Origin of the sequence: Streptomyces sp. NPDC059788, from assembly GCF_042732265.1 — a bacterium.
Taxonomy (GTDB): Bacteria; Actinomycetota; Actinomycetes; order Streptomycetales; family Streptomycetaceae; genus Streptomyces.
The window spans coordinates 91,135-108,826 of the sequence record NZ_JBHWHY010000008.1; the positions used below are offsets into that span (position 1 = coordinate 91,135).

The following is a 17,692-nucleotide window of genomic DNA, read 5'->3' on the forward strand; positions in this document are numbered from 1 at the left end:
ACTCTACGCTCGCCGGCATGGCCGAGACCGTGATTCCGATCCTCCCGTGCCCGTCCATCGACGACGTCCTCGACTTCTACCAGGCTCTCGGATTCGAGACGACCGCGTACCAGAAGAGCCCGAACCCGTACTGCGCCGTCCGCCTGCGCGGCATCGAGCTGCACTTCTTCGGGCTGAAGGCGCATGACCCGACCACCTCGTACAGCACCTGCTACGTCCTGACCGACGACGTGGACGGGCTCCACGCGTCCTTCCGGGCGGGCCTGAAAACCGCGCTCGGCAGGGTGCCGACCCGCGGGCTGCCGCGGATCGGAGCGCTCAAGGACATGTCGTACGGCGTACGGCAGTTCCTGCTGACCGACCCCGGCGGCAACTGCATACGGATCGGCATGCCGATCGCCGACAGCTTCGAGTACACGGCCGTCCCCAAGGAGCGGTACGCGCGCGCCCTGCACCAGGCGACGCTGCTCGGCGAGTCCAAGGGCGACCACGCCGCGGCCGCCCGCATCATCGACCGGGCTCTGGGCGGCGGCACGACCGGTGCGGACAGTACGGCCGGTACGGGGGACGGCGCCGGCCCGACCCCGCTCCAGCTCGTTCGCCTTCTCGTACTGCGCGCCGAGATGGCTGCGCAGTTGGACGGCTTGCACGCGGCCACGCCATGGCTCGACCGCGCGGACGCGGTCGAACTCGGCGACGCCGACCGGCAGTCCGCGCGCGACGATCTGCGGCGGGCGGCGGACCTGCGTGCCGGGGAGGACTGAGGGCCGCGCGCGGGGCCCGGCTCAGCCCTGCGCCGCCCGCTCCTCGTCGACCAGGGTGAAGGCGTCCTTGCCGTCCAGGGATTCACGGATGACGTCCGCGTGGCCGGCGTGCCGGGCGACCTCCTCGATCAGGTGCAGCAGGAGCCAGCGCATCGACTGCTCGGCCTTCGGCGGGAACCAGGGCGCCTCGGGCAGCGGGAAGGTCGCGTTCAGGTCCGGCAGCGACCGGATGAACTCCTCGGTCTTACGGGCCGCCTCGTCCCAGAAGGCGAGGACGGACGCGACGGTCTCCTCGCCCTCCAGCTGGAAGCCCAGGTGCCAGTTGTCCATGCCGCGCTCGATCGAGTGCGGCACCTGGCGGGCGGTCTCCACCCAGCCCTGCTCGACCTCCGCGACGTGCTTGATCAGGCCGGACAGGGACAGCTTGCTGGCGGACGGCTTCTGCGCGGCCTGCTCGTCGGTGAGGCCGAGCACGGACCGGCGCAGGCCGCCGCGCTGCGCCTCCAGGAAGGCCAGGAGCGCGCCGCGCTCGTCGCCGTGGGCTTCGGCCGGAACGTGAGTGGGCATGAGGTCCGCCTTTCGCGAGGGCCGCGGCGCTGTTGCCGCGGCCCGACACGAAGAACAGTACGAACCGTTGAGGACAACTGCTGTCCTCAACCTGAAAAAAGTCCGGACCGACGCGCGATTTTTTTCAGCCACGGAGCCGCCGGGGTGCGCCCGCCGGCGCGCGGACCGGCCGGGCACCGGCGGCGGTCGTGCAGATCGGGCACCGGCGGCAGCCGTTCAGACCGAGACCCCGCGGCAGCCGTTCAGAACGGGAACCGCGACCGGCCGTGCTGGATGGAGATCCACTTCGTGGTGGTGAAGGACTCCACCATCGCGTCGCCGTTCAGCCGCCCGAGCCCGGAGGCCTTCTCGCCGCCGAAGGGCACGATCGGCTCGTCGTGCACCGTGCCGTCATTGATGTGGATCATGCCGGTCTCGATGCGCTTGGCGAACCGCACACCCCGCTCGATGTCGGCGGTGTGCACGGCGCCGCTGAGCCCGTACGGCGTGGCGTTGGTGATCCGTACGGCCTCCTCGTCGCCGTCGAACGGGACCAGCGTCACGACCGGCCCGAAGATCTCCTGCGTGAGCGCGGCGGAGTCCTCCGGCAGGCCGGCCAGCACGGTCGGCGCGACCAGGGTGCCGCGGACCGGGCCCTGCACGAGCGCGGTGCCGCCCTCGGAGACGGCGCGGTCCACCGCCGCGGCGACGGCCTCCGCCTGCCCCTCGTTGATCAGCGGGCCGATGTGGGTGGCCGGGTCGCTCGGGTCGCCGACCTTCAGGGACTTGACCTTGGCGACGAACTTCTCGGTGAATTCCCGCTCCACCGCGCGGTCGACCAGCACCCGGTTGGCGGCCATACAGACCTGACCCTGGTGCACGAAGCGGCTGAAGACCGCCGCGTCCACCGCGTAGTCGAGGTCGGCGTCGTCCAGGACGACCAGCGCGCTGTTGCCGCCCAGCTCCAGGATCGTGCGCTTGAAGTGGGACGCGGCGACGGTCGCCACATGGCGGCCGACCTTCTCCGAGCCGGTGAAGGAGATGACCTTCGGCACCGGGTGTTCGATGAGCGCGTCACCGATCTCCGCGATGTCGGTCACCACGACGTTCAGCAGCCCGGCCGGCAGCCCGGCCTCCTCGAAGACCTTGGCGACCAGGCCGCCGCCGCAGATCGGGGTGTTCTGGTGCGGCTTGAGCACCACGGCGTTGCCGAGCGCGAGCGCGGGCGCCACCGACTTGACCGACAGCAGGAACGGGAAATTGAAGGGGCTGATGACGCCCACGACACCGACCGGGAGCCGGTAGAGCCGGTTCTCCTTGCCGTCCACCGGGGACGGCAGGATGCGGCCCTCCGCGCGCAGCGACAGCTGGATCGCCTCGCGCAGGAATTCCCGTACGAGGTGGAGCTCGAAGGCCACCTTGGCGTGGGTGCCGCCGACCTCGGCGGTGATCGCGGCCCCGAGCTCCTGCTCCCGTTCGTCGATGACGCGCAGCGCACGTTCGAAGACGAGCCGGCGGGTGTACGGGTTGGTGGCCCCCCACTCCCCCTGCGCGCGTTCGGCGGCGCGGTAGGCCTGGTCGATCTCCTCGACCGTGGCCACGGTTATGGACGCCAGCTTCTCCCCGTCGTAGGGATTGAAATCGACGATGTCCCACGAGCCGCTTCCGGCCCGCCATTCGCCGTCGATGTACTGGTACGCCAAGTCGTCGAAGAAGGACATGCGAAATCCCAATCTGGAGGACAGGGCGCCGGTCGGAGCGCCCTAGCCGGGGGGTGCTGACTCCTGATTGGAACTCATGCTACCTACGGGTTAAGTCAGTTGGAGTAGACCACGTATCAAGTCTCTGGTCTCGGCCGGATTCGGACTGTCCTCCTGGAGGCGGTCCATGACCCGGGCGTACTGCGCGACCTCGTCACGCTTGTCGAGATAGAGGGCGCTGGTCAGCTGTTCCAGGTACACGACGTCGGGCAGACCCGGCTCCGGGAATCCGAGCGTGGTGAAGGCACCACTCTCCCCGGCGTGCCCGCCGAAGCTGAACGGCACCACCTGCAACCGCACATTCGGCCGCTCGGAGAGCTCGATCAGGTGCCGCAGCTGTCCGCGCATCACCTCCCGGTCGCCGTACGGGCGGCGCAGCGCCGCCTCGTCGAGCACACAGTGGAACTCCGGCGGGCGCTCTGCCAGCAGCAACTTCTGCCGCTCCAGCCGCAACGCGACCCGGCGGTCTATTTCCGCCGCACTCGCCCCAGGCATACCGCGGCGGACGACGGCGTGCGCGTACTCCTGCGTCTGCAGAAGACCGTGCACGAACTGGACCTCGTAGGCGCGGATGAGGGATGCGGCTCCCTCCAGCCCCACATATGTCTGAAACCAGCCGGGCAGTACGTCGCCGTAACTGTGCCACCAGCCCGCCACATTGGCCTCGCGGGCCAGCACCAGCAGCGCTTCCCGCTCCTGTGGATCGTTCACGCCGTACAGCGTGAGCAGGTCCTCCACGTCCCGTGCCTTGAAGCTCACGCGGCCCAGTTCCATCCGGCTGATCTTCGACTCGGAGGCGCGGATGGAGTATCCGGCCGCCTCGCGGGTTATCCCGCGCGACTCGCGCAGCCTGCGGAGCTGTGCTCCCAGCAGGATGCGCCGCACCACGGACCCGCTCGATTCACTTGCGGACACCTCTGTGACCCTCCCATGGCCCACCCCGTCCAACAGTGGCCCGCAGTCTGCCACGTCCGTGCTTCGTTGAGTGCTCATCCGGTTACTGATGTGTGAGGTCCGTGGGCCCGCTCCACAAGAACACGTAGGAAGAAATACGCGTGAAGTGGCACGGCCGCCCCCAAACAGGGCGCGTGCACGTGCATCTGCCCTTGCATCTGGCGTACGCATTGGGAACCATGGACAGCGCACACATGCACGCTCGTGAAAGATCCGCCAGACCGTCGGATTCGGCTGCCCGGCCTGGATCATGACGTCCGCGAATGCCAGGAGTGCCTCGCATGGGGACCAAGGTTTTGTCCATGCTCCAGCCGTTATGGCAGGGCTTTCCTCCCGTCGACCCCCTGGCCATCTCCGGTTCCGTCTCGTATTCGCTCGCGCCCCGGTACGAATCGGTGCGCGGCGCACGGCAGTTCACCCGGGAGACGCTGTGCCGGTGGGAGCTGGAGGAGATCTTCGACAGCGTCGCCCTGGTCGTCTCCGAACTGGTCACCAACGCCCTGCGGCACGCCGAGCCGGTCGGCGCGGCCGTCGGGTACGAACGTCCCCACGAGCCGGGCGAGCCGCCCGTCCGGCTGCACCTGATGCGCTGGTCGTCCCGGCTGGTGTGCGCGGTACGCGACTCCAGCGACGCGTCCCCGGAGTCCGAACCGGCGGACGCCGGGGCCGAGTCCGGCCGCGGCCTGTTCCTGGTCGACTCCTTCAGCGACGGCTGGGGCTGGCACCCGCTGACCGGCGCGCCGCACGGAAAGATCGTGTGGGCGCAGTTCCGGCTGCCCTGAGCGGCGGACGCTCCGGGGCCTCGGGGGCACGGGGCCCGGGGGCCCTGGAGCATCCGCCGGCCTGCCCGGACGGCCGGGACCGTCCGGGCAGGCGCGCGGGCACGGGCGTGCCGTAGCCGTCGCGCCGGGCCCCGTCAGCCTCATGGGCCTCGTCAGTCCCGCATCAGGTGGTCGAACTCCCCGTCCTTGACACCCAGGATCATGGCCTCGACCTCGGCCGGGGTGTAGACGAGCGCCGGGCCGTCCGGGAAGCGGGAGTTGCGTACGGCGATCTCCCCGCCCGGCAGCCGCGCGAACTCCACGCAGGAGCCCTGCGAATTGCTGTGTCTGCTCTTCTGCCAGGTCACACCGTGGAGATCCGTTGCGGCCATGCCGTTGTATGCGTCGGGCACAGGTGTCTCCCGGTGGATGCGGTGGTCAGCGGCGAGGGAAGTGCGGCGCGCTGAGCGGTCGGCGGTCGGTGATGCTCTGTCAGCAGCAGTGCGGACAGCGGCAACCGGTGTCAACTGCAACTGATGGGGATCATAGCCGCGTTCATATGCCGATGCATGGCCGGATGCACGTGCACGACGGGCCGTGGCAGCCCGGTCACAGCTCGTCGATCACTGCCCCTCGCACCCACATCACCAGGCACCTCACACCACTCCCACCTCACGGAAAAACCACCCGCAGCATCCGCCTCACCAGCCGGAACGCTTCCCCCCGCTCCCATGCCCCCGATCACTCCCCCCGCAACAGGCCGCCCCCCGTTTCACTTGGAGGAGTACGGCAACAACGCCATCTCCCGGGCGTTCTTGATCGCACGGGCCAGCTGCCGCTGCTGCCGCGCGCTCACCCGCGTGACCCGGCGGCTGCGGATCTTGCCACGGTCGGAGATGAACTTCCGCAAAAGGTCGGTGTCCTTGTAGTCGATGTAAGTGACGCGCGCTGCGTCCAGTGGGTTGGGTCGCGGTACGGACTTCTTACGGGGGTCGTGACGGCGGGGCAAGGAAAGCTCCTGACGGTGAACGGGCCCGGCGACGGCCGGGCGGACCGGCGAATGGCGAAGCGCCGGGTGGCGGCGATATCGGTACGGCGGCGGACAGGCCCGCTACGAGACGGGGTCGAGCAGTTCGTCGAAGGCGGGCGCCAGCCGTTTCCACGCCCGCGGCCCGCCCGCGTACTCCTCGTCCGTGAGCAGGCAGGACTCCAGCAGCGACACCAGGCCGTCGCGGTCCAGCCCCGGCGAGGTGAAGACCAGATGCTGCGCCCGGTCACCGTGCTCGGGGTGCCAGTCCAGGGCGGCAGCGGCCCGGCGCACCGGCGGCACCAGCTCCCAGGCGGCGTCCGGCAGCGCGGCCAGCCACGGCCCGGCGTTCTCGACGCACAGGGCGCCGCCCGCCGCGTCCCACGACAGCAGCGTGTCCGGCCGGTCGGCGAGCCAGAACCGGCCGCGGCTACGGGCCGCCGCACAGGTCAGGTCCTCCAGCGCCGCGTACAGCCGCGCGGGGTGGAACGGCCGGGAGCGGTGCCAGACGAGCGTGCCGACACCGTCCGCGTCCGCCTCCTGCGGGAGCAGCGCGCACGCCGGGTGCTGCCGCGCCGCTGCCGCCTCCACGTCGAACCCGGCGAGCGCCGCCGCGGCCAGCTCCCCCGGGGACGCGATGTCCACCTGCCGGGCGGTGGGGTGCAGTTGGGCTAGCAGCGCCAGGTCGGCCGCGTCACCGCCCTCCTCGCCGGGCGCGATGGCGAGCACCGGCGGGTACTCCAGCTGCCGGGCCCAGGTGTCCGCGACGGTCCGCTGGTCGGAGGCCGCGGCCGCGAGACCGGCCTCGGCCAGGTCGTCGCCGCAGCCGAGGTACGGCAGCAGCAGCGCGGGGTCGACGGCGGTGATCACGCCGGTCAGCGCGAGCGCCTCGCCGCCGCAGTCGGCGATGACCTCGGCCATGGCCTTGGGCTCCACGGAGTCCCACAGCTCGACGACGGCCAGCCGGCAGGTCCGGCCGGCGGCCAGCCGCTCCAGCTCGGGCACCAGGTCCTCGCGCAGCGCGCAGCAGGCGCAGTCGTTGACCAGCGGCGCCGCACCGGTGTCGAGCACTCCCCCGGCGTCCCGCACGGTCCGGCGAACCGTTCCTTCGGCGGCCGGGGCGAGGTCGTGGTGGAGTGCGACGCTGCCGGGCACGGCACGCAGCAGCCGCTCGACGGCGGCTCGGCGGGCGTCCGAGTGCAGCCCGCCGACGATCACCACGGCCAGCCGGTCCCCGGCACCGCCGCCGGAGCCGTCCGGGCCGCCGGGCGCGCCCTCCCGCGACGGGCCGCCCATCAGCGGGCCCCGCGCTTCCCGTAACGGCGCTCGAACCGCTCGACGCGCCCCGCGGTGTCCAGCACGCGCGCCGTCCCCGTGTAGAAGGGATGGCTCGCGGACGAGATCTCGACATCGATGACCGGGTACGTGTTGCCGTCCTCCCACTCGATCGTCTTGTCGCTGGTGGCGGTCGACCGGGTCAGGAAGGCGAAGTCGGCGGCCCGGTCACGGAAGACGACGGGCCCGTACGGAGGGTGGATTCCAGGCTTCATGACGCTGCTCAGCGCTCCTCTCGGAAGTCGACGTGACGGCCGGCGACCGGGTCGTACTTCTTCAGCACCAGGCGGTCGGGGTCGTTCCGGCGGTTCTTGCGGGTGACGTAGGTGTAGCCGGTCCCGGCGGTGGACCGGAGCTTGATCACGGGTCGTAGTTCGTTGCGGGCCATGGGCGCTACTATACAGAAATGGTTTCCATTTTCATTAGGAGGTTCTGACCTTGTCCGCCCACTGCCAGCTGACCGGCCGCGCCCCCGGCTTCGGCAAGTCCGTCTCGCACTCCCACCGCCGCACGTCCCGGCGTTTCGACCCCAACATCCAGCGCAAGCGCTACTGGCTCGCCGGCGAGGGCCGGCACGTCCGGCTGACGCTGAGCACCAAGGGGATCAAGACCGTGGACACGATCGGCATCGAAGCGGCCGTCGCCCGCATCCGCGCACGAGGAGGACGCGTCTGATGGCGAAGCAGAGCAAGATCGCGAAGAACGAGAAGCGGCGCGCGACGGTGGCGCGCTACGCCGCCCGGCGGGCCCTGCTGAAGTCCGTCATCCGCAGCCCGCACACCCCGGAGGAGGAGCGTCTGGCCGCCCGGCGCGAACTCTCCCGCCAGCCGCGCGACGCGAGCGCCACCCGCGTACGCAACCGGGACAGCGTCGACGGCCGCCCGCGCGGCTACTTCCGCGCCTTCGGCCTGTCCCGCGTCGGCCTGCGCGAACAGGCGCACGCGGGCTTCCTGCCGGGTGTGCGTAAGTCGAGCTGGTAGGGGCCCGGGGGGCGGCCCGTCCCGTTCGCGGAACCGGGGCGGGCCGTGCGGGAAGCTCAGAACTGGCTGGTGTCGAGAGCGAAACCGAGGGGGTCCGGCAGCGGGATGACCTTCTTGGCCAGGTCGATCTCGCTCATGCACAGATAGCGTTCGCCGGAGGGTTCCGTGCAGCGGATGGCGAGGTCGGCGGCCCGGTCGACCAGCAGGTAACAGGGGATGCCGGCACGGGCGTAACCGCGCAGCTTCTTGATCCGGTCGTTCCCCGCCGTCGAGGACGAGAGCACTTCGACGACGAGCAGGACCGATGACGGATCGTGATAGTCGACGTCGTCGTCGAAGCTGCCTTTCGGGGCGATCGCCAAGTCGGGAATCACCTTCCCCGTGGAGGAGGCCCCTGGTACGGAGAGTCCGATGTTCGTGTAGCGCCCCAGGTCCTTACGGTGATCGCGCACCTGCCCGGAGAGTTCCGACACGATTTCTTCGTGCCTGCCTACGGGAGGAGGTGCCGCGTGGATTTCCCCTTCGATCAGCTCCACGCGCCATCCCTTGGGGGCTGCCGCGCTCAACGCTTCGAAGGCGGCCTCGACCGATGCAGGTGCACGCTCATCGGCGGCGCACGGTTCGGGTTCCGGAACGGTCAGTGCCACGGTGGACCTCCTTCGTGCGGAGCGACACTGCCGCCTTAGGCGACAACCATGCGAGCGTTCGGGTGACCCTTCACCCGAACGAGCGTGCCCCCGTTCAGCTGTCACCCCCCTCGTCGATCAACCGGCGGACCTCCCGGTCGATGAGGCCGAGGCGGGCCTCGGCGACCAAGGGGACGGCGCGGCGCTGGCGGCGGGCCTCGGAGGGGTCGATGTCCACCGTGACCAGCGCGGCTTCCCACTTCGGCGCCTGCGCCACCACCGTGCCGCGCGGGTCCACCACGCGTGAGCCGCCCCAGAAGGCGGCGCCGCGCTCGCTGCCCACCCGGTTGACGAAGACGATCCAGCACTGGAGCATCCGCGCCGTGTACGAGAGCAGGGTGTCCCAGTACAGGCCGGTGTCCATGGCCTCCGGGTCGAGGCTGGCCGCGCTGTTGGTGGGGACGAACAGCACCTCGGCGCCGTCCTGCACGGCGAGCCAGGGCAGCACCGGCTGCCAGGCGTCGTTGCAGACCAGCGTCGCGCCCCGGCCGCCGCTGGGGGACTTCGTCAGGTCGTACGCGCGCAGCGACTGGCCCGGGCTGACGTGCTTGCGCTCCTCCCAGGACAGGTAGTTGGGGAGGTAGAGCTTGCGGTGCGCGTGCAGCAGCGCGCCGCCCGCGTAGTAGGCGGCGGTGTTGTAGGCGCGCAGGACCGAGTGTTCGTGGAAACCCACGAGGACGTCCGGCCCGAGCACGCTCAGGTCGCGCAGCCGGGGGTCCTGCGCCTCGATCGAGGAGTCCGTGGGCAGGGCGCCCAGGTGGTACCCGTGCAGGCTCAGCTCCGGGAAGACCACCAGGTCGGCGCCCTGCTCCGCCGACTTCTCGACCTCCTCCCGCACGACGGCGAGGTTCGCGTCGACCTCGCCCAGCGCGCAGTCCGTCTGCGCCAGCGCCACCCGCATCCCGCACCTCGCTCCGTCGGCTCCGGCTCGCCCCGTCGCGTGCGTTTTGCACCTTTACGGCCGATACGTAGCCATGCTGTCAGAGGATGCGGAAGCGGGCCTGTTCGCGGCGTCGGTGGCCCGGGAGGCCGCCGCGCCGGGCGGTCACGCGCCGAGGAACTCCTCCATCGTGGCGGCCAGCGCCACCGGGGTCTCGTGCATCGGATAGTGCCCCGATCCCTCGATCGTGACGATCTCGGCCTGTGGGTACCACCGCTGCCAGGTGTCCCGCATGAGGTCGGCGGTCAGCGCCAGGTCGTACGCGCCGACGACCACCCGTACGGGAACGGGGTACCGCTTGGCGGCATCCGCGACCGCCTCCGAGAGGTCGAGCGGCTGCCAGCTGGCGAGATAGGCCGCGTGCGCCTCCTCGCGGCAGATGTCGAGGGAGTGGCGGACCATGCGGTCCAGCCACGTCCGGCTCGCGCGGTGGCCCGTGACCAGGTCGATGATGGCGCGGCGCTTGGCCGGGTCCGTCGAGGCCCCGTAGAACAGCTCGTGCGTCGCGTCGTCCATCGGGTACGGGGCCGCCGGCACCGGCGCGAGGCCGAGGAGCCGGTTCACCCGATGGGGCGCGTGGACCAGCACCTGTTGCGCGGCCTTGCCGCCCATCGAGTGGCCCACCAGGGAGAACCGGTCCCAGCCGAGCTGGTCGGCGAGGGCCAGCGCGTCGCCGGCGATCTCGGGCAGGTCGTAGCGGCCCTGGACGTACTTGCGGTCGCCGTAGCCGCGGCAGTCGAGGAAGGCGTACGTGAAGGCGTCCCGGTCGAGGAAGTCCAGGACGGAGCCCCAGTTGGCCGAGGTGCCGAACCAGTCGTGGAGAACGATCACCGGGTGCGGTCCTGAACCGATGGCGCGGTGCGCGATGGCCATACGGGCGACTCCCTTGTCTGCCGTGGGCGGGGATGCGGGTGTGGGGGGTGTGACCTGGGTCGGCGGGCGCATTCTCCCTCTAGCCGAAGGAGCCGGGTAGGGGACGGAACCGGCCAACGTGGGAGTTGACGAGGAGACTTGACGGGTGGGGTGGCGGGCGGGGCAGAGCCGGATGGGGCGGGTCGGGATGGGGCGGGTCGGGGCGTGCGCGGGCCGTGGGCGCGGGGTGCGGGCGAGGGGCTTCTCGTCGGTGGTGCCGGAGCTCCGCGAGGGCGACTGTCAGTGGTGGGTGCGAGAGTGAGGCAATGCGATGGGTGGTCGGGGGAACGCAGGACGGGGGCGTGTCGGCATGTGGGGTCGATTCAGGCGGGCGGCCGGTGGGGGCGCCGGTTCGGGCGGGGAGCGTCGCGGAGGCCGTTCGCGCGTGTCCCGAGGCGGAGCGGTGGGTGTGGCGGTCGACGGCGGAGACGTACCGGAAGCTGCTCGCGGCTGGGGTGCGCGTAGAGCGGTGTTACGACGTGGAGGCGGCCGAGGCGCTGCTGATCGGGCACGAGGAGGGGCAGTCGGGCCAGCCGCGGTCGCTGGCCGCGGCGTGGGCGCGGCTGCACCGGCTGCCGGTGCCCGACGATCCGCCGGTGCGGGGCGCGGAGACCCAGCCGTCGCTGTTCGAGCCGGGCCCGGTGCCGCTGCCGCCGGGGGTGGACGAGTTCACGGCACTGCTGGAGGTGTACGCCCGGCAGGTGGAGCGTACGGAGCGGGCCGAGCACCCCGACCGGATGCGGCTGCTGCTGGCCGCGGAGTCGGCGGGCATGCTCGTCGCCGCGGAGATGCGGCGGGACGGCCTGCCGTGGCGGGCGGACGTGCACCGGCAGTTGCTGGACGAGCTGCTCGGCGAGCGGTATCCGGGTGGGCTGGAGCCGCGCCGGATGGTGGAGCTGGCCGAGGAGGTCTCGCGGGCGTTCGGGGAGGGCGTGCGGGTGCGCCCGGACCTGCCGGGCGAGATCGTCAAGGCGTTCGCCGGCGCCGGCATCACGCTGCGCTCGACCCGGAAGTGGGAGTTGCAGGAGGTCCGGCACCCGGCGGTGGCGCCGCTGCTGGAGTACAAGAGCCTGTACCGGCTGCACACGGCGCACGGCTGGGCGTGGTTGCAGCAGTGGGTGCACGAGGGCCGTTTCCGCCCGGAGTACCTGCCCGGGGGCACGGTCTCGGGCCGCTGGACGACCAACGGCGGCGGCGCGCTCCAGATTCCCAAGGTGATCCGGCGGGCCGTGGTGGCCGACCCGGGCTGGCGGCTGGTGGTCGCCGACGCCGAGCAGATGGAACCACGGGTGCTGGCGGCGGTCTCCCGGGACCGGGGCCTGATGGAGGTGGCGGGCAGCGGACGCGATCTGTACGCCGATCTGGCCGCGCGCGCGTTCGGGGGCGACCGCGCACAGGCCAAGCTGGCGCTGCTGGGGGCGATTTACGGGCAGACGTCGGGGGACGCCCTCAAACACATGGCGGACCTGCGCCGCCGCTATCCGGATGCGGTGGAGTACGTGGACGCGGCGGCGCGCGCGGGCGAGGAGGGCCGGCTCGTACGGACGTGGCTGGGGCGCACCTGCCCGCCCGTCTCCGTGGCGCCGCCCGACGAGGCGGGCCTGCCGCAGGAGGAGGTGCCGGCGTACGGGAGTACCGCGGGGGCCCGCTCCCGTGGCCGGTTCACCCGGAACTTCGTGGTGCAGGGCAGCGCCGCCGACTGGGCGCTGCTGATGCTGGCCGCGTTGCGCCGGTCGCTGGCGCCGCTGCGCGCGCGGCTGGTCTTCTTCCAGCATGACGAGGTGATCGTGCACGCCCCCGAGGAGGAGGCCGAGACGGTGGCCGGGGCCGTCGCGGAGGCCGCCGACCTGGCGGGACGCATCGCGTTCGGCGCTACGCCGGTCCGGTTCCCGTTCAGTACGGCGGTGGTGGAGTGCTATGCCGATGCGAAGTGAGGGGTGGGAGCAATGAGGGGTGGGAGCAGTGAGGGGCGGGAGTGGTGGGAGAGGGATGAGGTGGTGCGAGAGGCGTGAGGGGGTGAGGTAGGGCGGAACAGGCGGGAGCGGGGTAGACGGATGGGAAGGGAGAGTGAGTCGGAGTGGGAGTGAGGGGCTGCCGTGCATGTACATCCTGAGCTTGCGCCGGTACTGGAGCAGTTGGCCCCGCTCCTCGATCCGTACGCCGACATCGAGGGCACCCGCACCGGCCTGCACACCCTGGCCCGCCACTTCCCCGCGGACCGCGACGGGGTGACCAGCGAGCGGTTCGCGGTGCCGCGGCCGGACGGATCGCGGCTGGCCATGGAGGTCTACCGGCCGGTGGACGCGCCGGGGCCGTTGCCCGGGGTGCTGCAGTTCCACGGCGGCGGTTACACCTTCGGGCAGGCGCCGCCCGGTGCGGACCGTACGGCGATCGAGCTGGTCCGCGAGGTGCGGGCCGCGGTGGTCTCCGTCGAGTACCGCCTCGCGCCCGAGCACCCCTGCCCGGCGGCGGTCGAGGACTGCTTCCTCGCCCTGGAGTGGACGGCCGGTCAGGCCGGGGCACTCGGCATCGATCCCGCGCGCCTCGCGGTCAGCGGGCAGTCCGCCGGGGGCGGGCTCGCCGCCGCCGTCGCGCTGATGGCCCGTGACCGCGGCGGCCCGGCCCTCGTCCACCAGGCGCTGCTCGTCCCCGACCTGGACGACGCGGCCGGCACGGTCCCGACGCCCGCGGACAGCGACCCGCGGCTGCCCGACGGCGCGTTCATCCAGCAGGGGTGGCGGCGTTACGTGCCCGAGGGAGCCGCCGCGTACCCGTACGCGGCGGCGGCCCGCGCCACCGACCTGCGCGGTCTGCCCGCGGCCTGCGTCGTCGTCTGCGGTCTCGACCCGCTGCGGGACACCGGACTCGCCTACGCCCGCAGGCTGATGGACGCCGACGTGCAGGTCGCGTTGCACTACGTGCCGGGGGCCTGGCACGGCTTCGAGATGTTCGCGCCGGACTCCCGTCTCGCGCGCGAGACGACGGACCACTGGACCGGCCTGCTGCGGGCCGCGCTTCATGGGGAGGGGGAGGAAGAAGGGGACGGGGAGCCGGCGGGGAACAGGGGGCCCGAGGGGAACGGGGGCCGTGATCGGCCGTTTGCCGCGTGAGGTGCGGGGCGGTGTACGGCGCCATGCATAGGGCGGCGGCGTGACGTACGCAATCTCCCGCAGTGCCGGTGCCGATGCCGGTGCCGGTGCCGGTGCCGCTGTCCCGTCGGTCCTCAGCCCGCGGCTGTGGCCACCAGTCCCCGCGTGATCCGTACCATCGCCGCGACCAGCACCTCGCGCGGCCGGTCGGGCCGGTCCAGCCACCACAGCGCCAGCCCGTACAGGGAGCTGCGGATCGCTTCTCCCAGGGGTTCCAGTTCCGCCTCGGGCAGGCCCGGTACGTACTCGCGCAGCAGCGCCACATCGGTGGCGCGTTGACGGCGTTGCAGTTCGCGGTGGAATTCCTGCACCTCCGGGTCGCCGGTGGTGTCGCGGAACATCAGGCGCCAGGTGTACGGGTGGCTCTCGACGTGGCCGAACCACGCGTCGTACATCGCTTCCAAGCGCGTGGGCAGGTCGCCCTCGCCGTGCAGGAGCCGCTCGACGGGCGCGGCGGCCAGTTCGTCGCGGTGCCGTTCCAGGAGGGCGAGGTGGAGTTCCTTCTTGGAGTCGAAGTGGCGATAGAGCATCGGCTTGCTCAGGCCCGCTTCGGCGGCGATGTCGCCGATGGTGGTGCCGGCGTAGCCGCGCTCGGCGAAGAGGCGGGCGGCCGTGTCCTCGATGTGTGTACGGGTCTCGGCGCGGGCGGCGCGGGTCCGCTCGATGTGGCTCATGGGCTCGCCTTCGCGGTGACTTCGATGGATACTAAGTGGTGTACCACAAAGTATACGCGTGAGTAATATCCGCCGAGGGGGATCGGGCCGGATACCCGGTGCCCCGGAACGGGGTGGTTCGAAATGATCGTTTCCGTACATCTCGCCGACGTCGGCCTCCGTACCGCCCGCGACGTCCTGCGATCCCGCCCGAGCCCCGGCGCCCTGCCCGGATTGCGGCACGCGCAGACCGCGCTCACCGGTGACATCGGGGCCGGGCTGCCGCGGCTGCATCCCCGGCGTGCCGCGCTGATCGCCTCCTGGGAGGACGACGCCGCGCTGGATCGTTTCCTCGCAAGCCATCCGCTGGCCCGGCACTTCGCCTCGGGGTGGCACGTCCGCCTCGAACCGCTCGGAGTACGGGGCTCCTGGTCCGGCATGACCGTCGACGTGGCGCCCGACGCCCGCCCGGCGGACGACGACGAGCAGGTGGCGGTCCTCACGCTGGGCGAGACGCGGTTCCGCCGCCTCGGCCCGTTCCTGCGGGCCAACTCCCGGGCGTCCGCGCGCGCCGCCGCCGACCCGGCCATGACGGCGTCGTTCGCCCTGGCCCGGCCGCCGCGCTTCGTCGGCACGTTCTCCATGTGGCGCAGCCTGCGCGAGATGACGGCGTACGCCTATGGTGCCGGGCGGCCCGAGCACCGGGACACGATCGCGGCGCACCGGGCCCGGCCGTTCCACCACGAGGCGGCGTTCGCGCGCTTTCGGCCGTACGCGGTGGCCGGGGCGCCCGGCGGTCGCACCGCGTCCGGGGCGGCGACCTCGGCGTGACCACGCCATAGACTCGGCGGACAGCCGAGAACGTACGGAAAGGGATCAGCGTTGGCCGACACCGGAGGGACTCCAGACGCCTCGGCACCGGCCTCGGCACCGGCCTCGACCCCGGCCACGGAAGCGGCCACGGAAGCGGGCCGGTCCGCGAAGGCCGGGGAGTCCGCGAAGCGCGCGGGGTCCGCCAAGGGCGAAGGGGCCGCCAAGGCCGAGGGCCCCGCGAAGGCCGCCACGCCCGAGGGCAGGGCCGCCGCGCCCGAAGGCAAGCTGGGCCCCAAGGACCGGCGCAAGCGGATCGCCGACCGGGTGCTCGCCGAGGGCCAGGTGAGCATCGAGGACCTGGTGCAGGAACTCGGCGTCAGCCAGATGACGGTCCACCGCGACCTGGACTCCCTGGAGCACCAGGGCTGGCTGCGCAAGGTGCGCGGCGGGGCGACCGCCGCGCCCAACGCCCTGTTCGAGTCCAACGCGCGCTGGCGCGGCAACGAGCAGGTGGCGGCGAAGGAGGCGATCTGCGCGGCGGCGCTGGCCATCGCCGAGCCCGGCCAGGCCGTGATCATCGACGATTCCAGTACGGCGCTGCCGCTGGCCCGCTCGCTCGCCTCGCGCGGCGCGTACACGGTCATCACCAACTCCCTCCAGGTCATCAACGAACTGGCGGAGGAGCCCGACATCCGGGTGATCGCGCTGGGCGGCGAGTACCACGCCGCCTTCAACGCCTTCCTCGGCATGTCCACGGCCGACATCGCCCGCAGCTTCCGCGCCGATGTGGCGTTCCTGTCCACCTCCGCCGTCGACAACGGCCACTGCTACCACCAGGCGCAGGAAAACGTCCTGGTCAAGCGGGCGTTGATGGCCGCGGCGCGGCACAAGGTGCTGCTGGTGGACCACTCCAAGTTCGGCCGTCAGGCACTGTACGAGCTGGCGCCGCTGGCCGATTTCGATCTCGTCATCTCCGACGAACAGCTTCCCCAGGAGGAGCGGGACGCGCTGCAATCCCTGGGAGTACGGTACGAGTTGGCTACGGAGGGGGCACACCGGCCGTGAGTGAAGGACGGGGACAGGAGCGGAGTCAGGGCGCAGCGGCCCCGGGCGGCTTGGAGCGGGTGAATCCGCCGGAGTTGTCGCCGCCGACCGGTTTCAGCCATGCCGTACGGGCCGCGCCCGGGACCCTCGTGTTCCTGGCCGGGCAGACCGCGCTGGACGGGGCGGGCCGGATCGTCGGCAACGGCGTCGTCGAGCAGTTCGAACGCGCGCTGGCCAACCTCCTGACGGCGGCGCAGGCCGCCGGGGCGCGCCCCGGCGATCTGGCGAAGCTGACCGTCTTCGCCGTGGACGTGGCCGACTACCGCAGCAACGCGGCGGCCATCGGCCAGGTGTGGAAACGGCTGGTCGGCGCCGACTACCCGGCGATGGCGGTCATCGGCGCGACGCGCCTGTGGGACGAGGCGGCGCTCGTGGAGATCGAGGGGTTCGCGGTCGTCCGGTAGCCGTACGCGGGCCGTACGCCTCCCCACTCCTACGCCACCGGCTGCTCCCGGTGCAGCGCCACCAGTTCGGCCGCGTCCTGCGCGTCCAGTACGAGCCCGAAGTCCGTCTCCAGTACGGCCGGCAGTTCCTCGGCCGGGATCTGGCGGACCACGCGGGACCAGTCGGGGCGGGTCAGCGTCAGTTCCGTACCGATCAGGGTGCGCCGCAGGTCCGGGCCGGGCCGCTGGATCACCATCCGGCCGGTGAACGGGGAGCGCGGATGGGTGGAGATGTAGTAGTTGAAGACGCCGTAGTCGGCCGGGTAACGCGCCTCCGGGCCGAAGGCGTACAGGTCGAACCAGCCGTCCTCGTGCAGTGAGCGCAGCACCCAGACGCCGTCCGCCCCCTCCCGCACCAGGCCGAACGTCCAGCCGCCCTGCCGGGCCTCGACGCCCTCCCGCAGCGGAAGCGGCTCCAGCAGCGCTTCGCCGCCGAAGCCGACGTCGGTGATCCAGTCCTCGCCGTCCAGCCGCACCTGGAGCAGGGCGTGCGTGACCGGCCGGATCTTGGTCTCGCCCATGCGGATGCGGGCGCCCAGACCCGAGACCTGGAAGCCGAGCCGGTCCAGCGCGGCGGCGTACAGCAGGTTCTGCTCGTAGCAGTAGCCGCCGCGGCGGCGGCCGACCATCTTCTCCTGGAGGGACTTCAGGTCCAGAAGGACCGGCCGTCCCAGGACGATCTCCAGGTTCTCGAAGCCGAAGGCCGCCGCGTGCAGGGCGTGCAGTTGCCGCAGGGTGTCCGCCGTCGGCGCGCGCTCACCCTCGTATCCGATGCGTTCGAGGTACGCGTCGAGATCCAGCTGGTCCCCGCCCCAGACGGTTTCGCTCATTGTCGGTCCCTGCTCCTTCTGCGCCCTGGGGCGGC

At 71.8% G+C, this 17,692-nt stretch carries 22 protein-coding genes; 9 read left to right on the forward strand and 13 right to left on the reverse strand.

Translation table 11 applies throughout. The annotated features are described in order from the left end of the window. Window positions 1-17: 17 nt before the first annotated feature. Window positions 18-764 (forward strand): bleomycin resistance protein, encoded by a 747-nt coding sequence (locus ACFV57_RS09485; RefSeq protein WP_385227771.1) that lies wholly within the window; start codon window positions 18-20, stop codon window positions 762-764. 21 nt (window positions 765-785) lie between these two features. Here ACFV57_RS09485 and ACFV57_RS09490 read toward each other — a convergent pair whose 3' ends face one another. The 3 genes from ACFV57_RS09490 to ACFV57_RS09500 all read right to left on the reverse strand — a co-directional run bounded on the left by ACFV57_RS09490 (window position 786) and on the right by ACFV57_RS09500 (window position 3,985). After that, window positions 786-1,331 (reverse strand): DinB family protein, encoded by a 546-nt coding sequence (locus ACFV57_RS09490; protein ID WP_385227774.1) that lies wholly within the window; start codon window positions 1,329-1,331, stop codon window positions 786-788. Between the two features lie 242 nt (window positions 1,332-1,573). Further along, entirely contained in the window at window positions 1,574-3,031 is a 1,458-nt protein-coding gene (locus ACFV57_RS09495; RefSeq protein ID WP_385227777.1) for an aldehyde dehydrogenase family protein, read from the reverse strand. 90 nt (window positions 3,032-3,121) lie between these two features. After that, entirely contained in the window at window positions 3,122-3,985 is an 864-nt protein-coding gene (locus ACFV57_RS09500) for a helix-turn-helix domain-containing protein (RefSeq protein ID WP_385227779.1), read from the reverse strand. 320 nt (window positions 3,986-4,305) lie between these two features. Between ACFV57_RS09500 and ACFV57_RS09505 the strand changes: the two genes are divergently transcribed. Beyond that, a complete protein-coding gene (locus ACFV57_RS09505) occupies window positions 4,306-4,806 on the forward strand; it encodes an ATP-binding protein (RefSeq protein WP_385227782.1) in 501 nt (166 codons plus the stop codon). Between the two features lie 152 nt (window positions 4,807-4,958). Here the strand turns inward: ACFV57_RS09505 and ACFV57_RS09510 are convergent, their stop codons facing one another. The 5 genes from ACFV57_RS09510 to rpmG all read right to left on the reverse strand — a co-directional run bounded on the left by ACFV57_RS09510 (window position 4,959) and on the right by rpmG (window position 7,535). Further along, window positions 4,959-5,198: a DUF397 domain-containing protein gene (locus tag ACFV57_RS09510; RefSeq protein WP_385227785.1), complete on the reverse strand. Its 240-nt coding sequence runs from the start codon at window positions 5,196-5,198 to the stop codon at window positions 4,959-4,961. A gap of 359 nt (window positions 5,199-5,557) precedes the next feature. Then, complete coding sequence (gene rpsR / locus ACFV57_RS09515) at window positions 5,558-5,794, reverse strand: 30S ribosomal protein S18 (protein WP_385227788.1); 237 nt, start codon at window positions 5,792-5,794, stop codon at window positions 5,558-5,560. Window positions 5,795-5,896: 102 nt separating this feature from the next. Beyond that, window positions 5,897-7,108 carry a GTP-binding protein gene (locus tag ACFV57_RS09520; RefSeq protein ID WP_385227791.1) on the reverse strand — a complete coding sequence of 404 codons (1,212 nt, stop codon included), beginning with the start codon at window positions 7,106-7,108 and terminating at the stop codon, window positions 5,897-5,899. Then, window positions 7,108-7,362 (reverse strand): type B 50S ribosomal protein L31, encoded by a 255-nt coding sequence (locus tag ACFV57_RS09525; protein WP_385227794.1) that lies wholly within the window; start codon window positions 7,360-7,362, stop codon window positions 7,108-7,110. The genes ACFV57_RS09520 and ACFV57_RS09525 overlap by 1 nt, the downstream gene beginning before the upstream one ends. A gap of 8 nt (window positions 7,363-7,370) precedes the next feature. Then, the gene (rpmG, locus tag ACFV57_RS09530) at window positions 7,371-7,535 is read right to left on the reverse strand and encodes a 50S ribosomal protein L33 (protein WP_030019254.1); all 165 of its coding nucleotides are present in this window, start codon (window positions 7,533-7,535) and stop codon (window positions 7,371-7,373) included. Window positions 7,536-7,585: 50 nt separating this feature from the next. Between rpmG and rpmB the strand changes: the two genes are divergently transcribed. Both rpmB and rpsN read left to right on the forward strand, forming a co-directional pair. Next, on the forward strand, window positions 7,586-7,822 hold the full coding sequence (rpmB, locus tag ACFV57_RS09535; protein ID WP_385227798.1) for a 50S ribosomal protein L28: 237 nt from the start codon (window positions 7,586-7,588) through the stop codon (window positions 7,820-7,822). Next, the gene (rpsN, locus tag ACFV57_RS09540; protein ID WP_385227801.1) at window positions 7,822-8,127 is read left to right on the forward strand and encodes a 30S ribosomal protein S14; all 306 of its coding nucleotides are present in this window, start codon (window positions 7,822-7,824) and stop codon (window positions 8,125-8,127) included. Before rpmB ends, rpsN begins: the two co-directional genes overlap by 1 nt. A gap of 56 nt (window positions 8,128-8,183) precedes the next feature. On the opposite strand, the gene ACFV57_RS09545 is transcribed toward rpsN, so the two are convergent. The 3 genes from ACFV57_RS09545 to ACFV57_RS09555 all read right to left on the reverse strand — a co-directional run bounded on the left by ACFV57_RS09545 (window position 8,184) and on the right by ACFV57_RS09555 (window position 10,626). Continuing rightward, on the reverse strand, window positions 8,184-8,774 hold the full coding sequence (locus ACFV57_RS09545) for a Uma2 family endonuclease (RefSeq protein WP_385227804.1): 591 nt from the start codon (window positions 8,772-8,774) through the stop codon (window positions 8,184-8,186). A gap of 94 nt (window positions 8,775-8,868) precedes the next feature. Then, a complete protein-coding gene (locus ACFV57_RS09550; protein WP_385227807.1) occupies window positions 8,869-9,714 on the reverse strand; it encodes a nitrilase-related carbon-nitrogen hydrolase in 846 nt (281 codons plus the stop codon). Window positions 9,715-9,858: 144 nt separating this feature from the next. Further along, the gene (locus ACFV57_RS09555) at window positions 9,859-10,626 is read right to left on the reverse strand and encodes an alpha/beta fold hydrolase (RefSeq protein WP_385227810.1); all 768 of its coding nucleotides are present in this window, start codon (window positions 10,624-10,626) and stop codon (window positions 9,859-9,861) included. A 305-nt stretch (window positions 10,627-10,931) separates the two neighbouring features. On the opposite strand from ACFV57_RS09555, the gene ACFV57_RS09560 reads away from it, so the two are divergent. Both ACFV57_RS09560 and ACFV57_RS09565 read left to right on the forward strand, forming a co-directional pair. Then, window positions 10,932-12,599: a bifunctional 3'-5' exonuclease/DNA polymerase gene (locus tag ACFV57_RS09560; RefSeq protein ID WP_385227813.1), complete on the forward strand. Its 1,668-nt coding sequence runs from the start codon at window positions 10,932-10,934 to the stop codon at window positions 12,597-12,599. 162 nt (window positions 12,600-12,761) lie between these two features. Next, on the forward strand, window positions 12,762-13,775 hold the full coding sequence (locus tag ACFV57_RS09565) for an alpha/beta hydrolase fold domain-containing protein (RefSeq protein WP_385227816.1): 1,014 nt from the start codon (window positions 12,762-12,764) through the stop codon (window positions 13,773-13,775). 113 nt (window positions 13,776-13,888) lie between these two features. Here ACFV57_RS09565 and ACFV57_RS09570 read toward each other — a convergent pair whose 3' ends face one another. Then, window positions 13,889-14,488 (reverse strand): TetR/AcrR family transcriptional regulator, encoded by a 600-nt coding sequence (locus ACFV57_RS09570; RefSeq protein ID WP_385227819.1) that lies wholly within the window; start codon window positions 14,486-14,488, stop codon window positions 13,889-13,891. 123 nt (window positions 14,489-14,611) lie between these two features. On the opposite strand from ACFV57_RS09570, the gene ACFV57_RS09575 reads away from it, so the two are divergent. Genes ACFV57_RS09575 through ACFV57_RS09585 form a run of 3 tightly spaced genes read left to right on the forward strand, consistent with a single transcriptional unit; the run spans window position 14,612 to window position 16,788 of the window. Beyond that, on the forward strand, window positions 14,612-15,298 hold the full coding sequence (locus ACFV57_RS09575) for a spheroidene monooxygenase (protein WP_385227822.1): 687 nt from the start codon (window positions 14,612-14,614) through the stop codon (window positions 15,296-15,298). Window positions 15,299-15,349: 51 nt separating this feature from the next. Further along, window positions 15,350-16,345: a DeoR/GlpR family DNA-binding transcription regulator gene (locus ACFV57_RS09580; protein WP_385227825.1), complete on the forward strand. Its 996-nt coding sequence runs from the start codon at window positions 15,350-15,352 to the stop codon at window positions 16,343-16,345. Continuing rightward, window positions 16,342-16,788 carry a RidA family protein gene (locus ACFV57_RS09585; RefSeq protein WP_385227828.1) on the forward strand — a complete coding sequence of 149 codons (447 nt, stop codon included), beginning with the start codon at window positions 16,342-16,344 and terminating at the stop codon, window positions 16,786-16,788. Before ACFV57_RS09580 ends, ACFV57_RS09585 begins: the two co-directional genes overlap by 4 nt. 29 nt (window positions 16,789-16,817) lie before the next feature. Here ACFV57_RS09585 and ACFV57_RS09590 read toward each other — a convergent pair whose 3' ends face one another. Further along, complete coding sequence (locus ACFV57_RS09590; RefSeq protein ID WP_385227831.1) at window positions 16,818-17,657, reverse strand: arylamine N-acetyltransferase; 840 nt, start codon at window positions 17,655-17,657, stop codon at window positions 16,818-16,820. Between the last annotated feature and the right edge of the window lie 35 nt (window positions 17,658-17,692).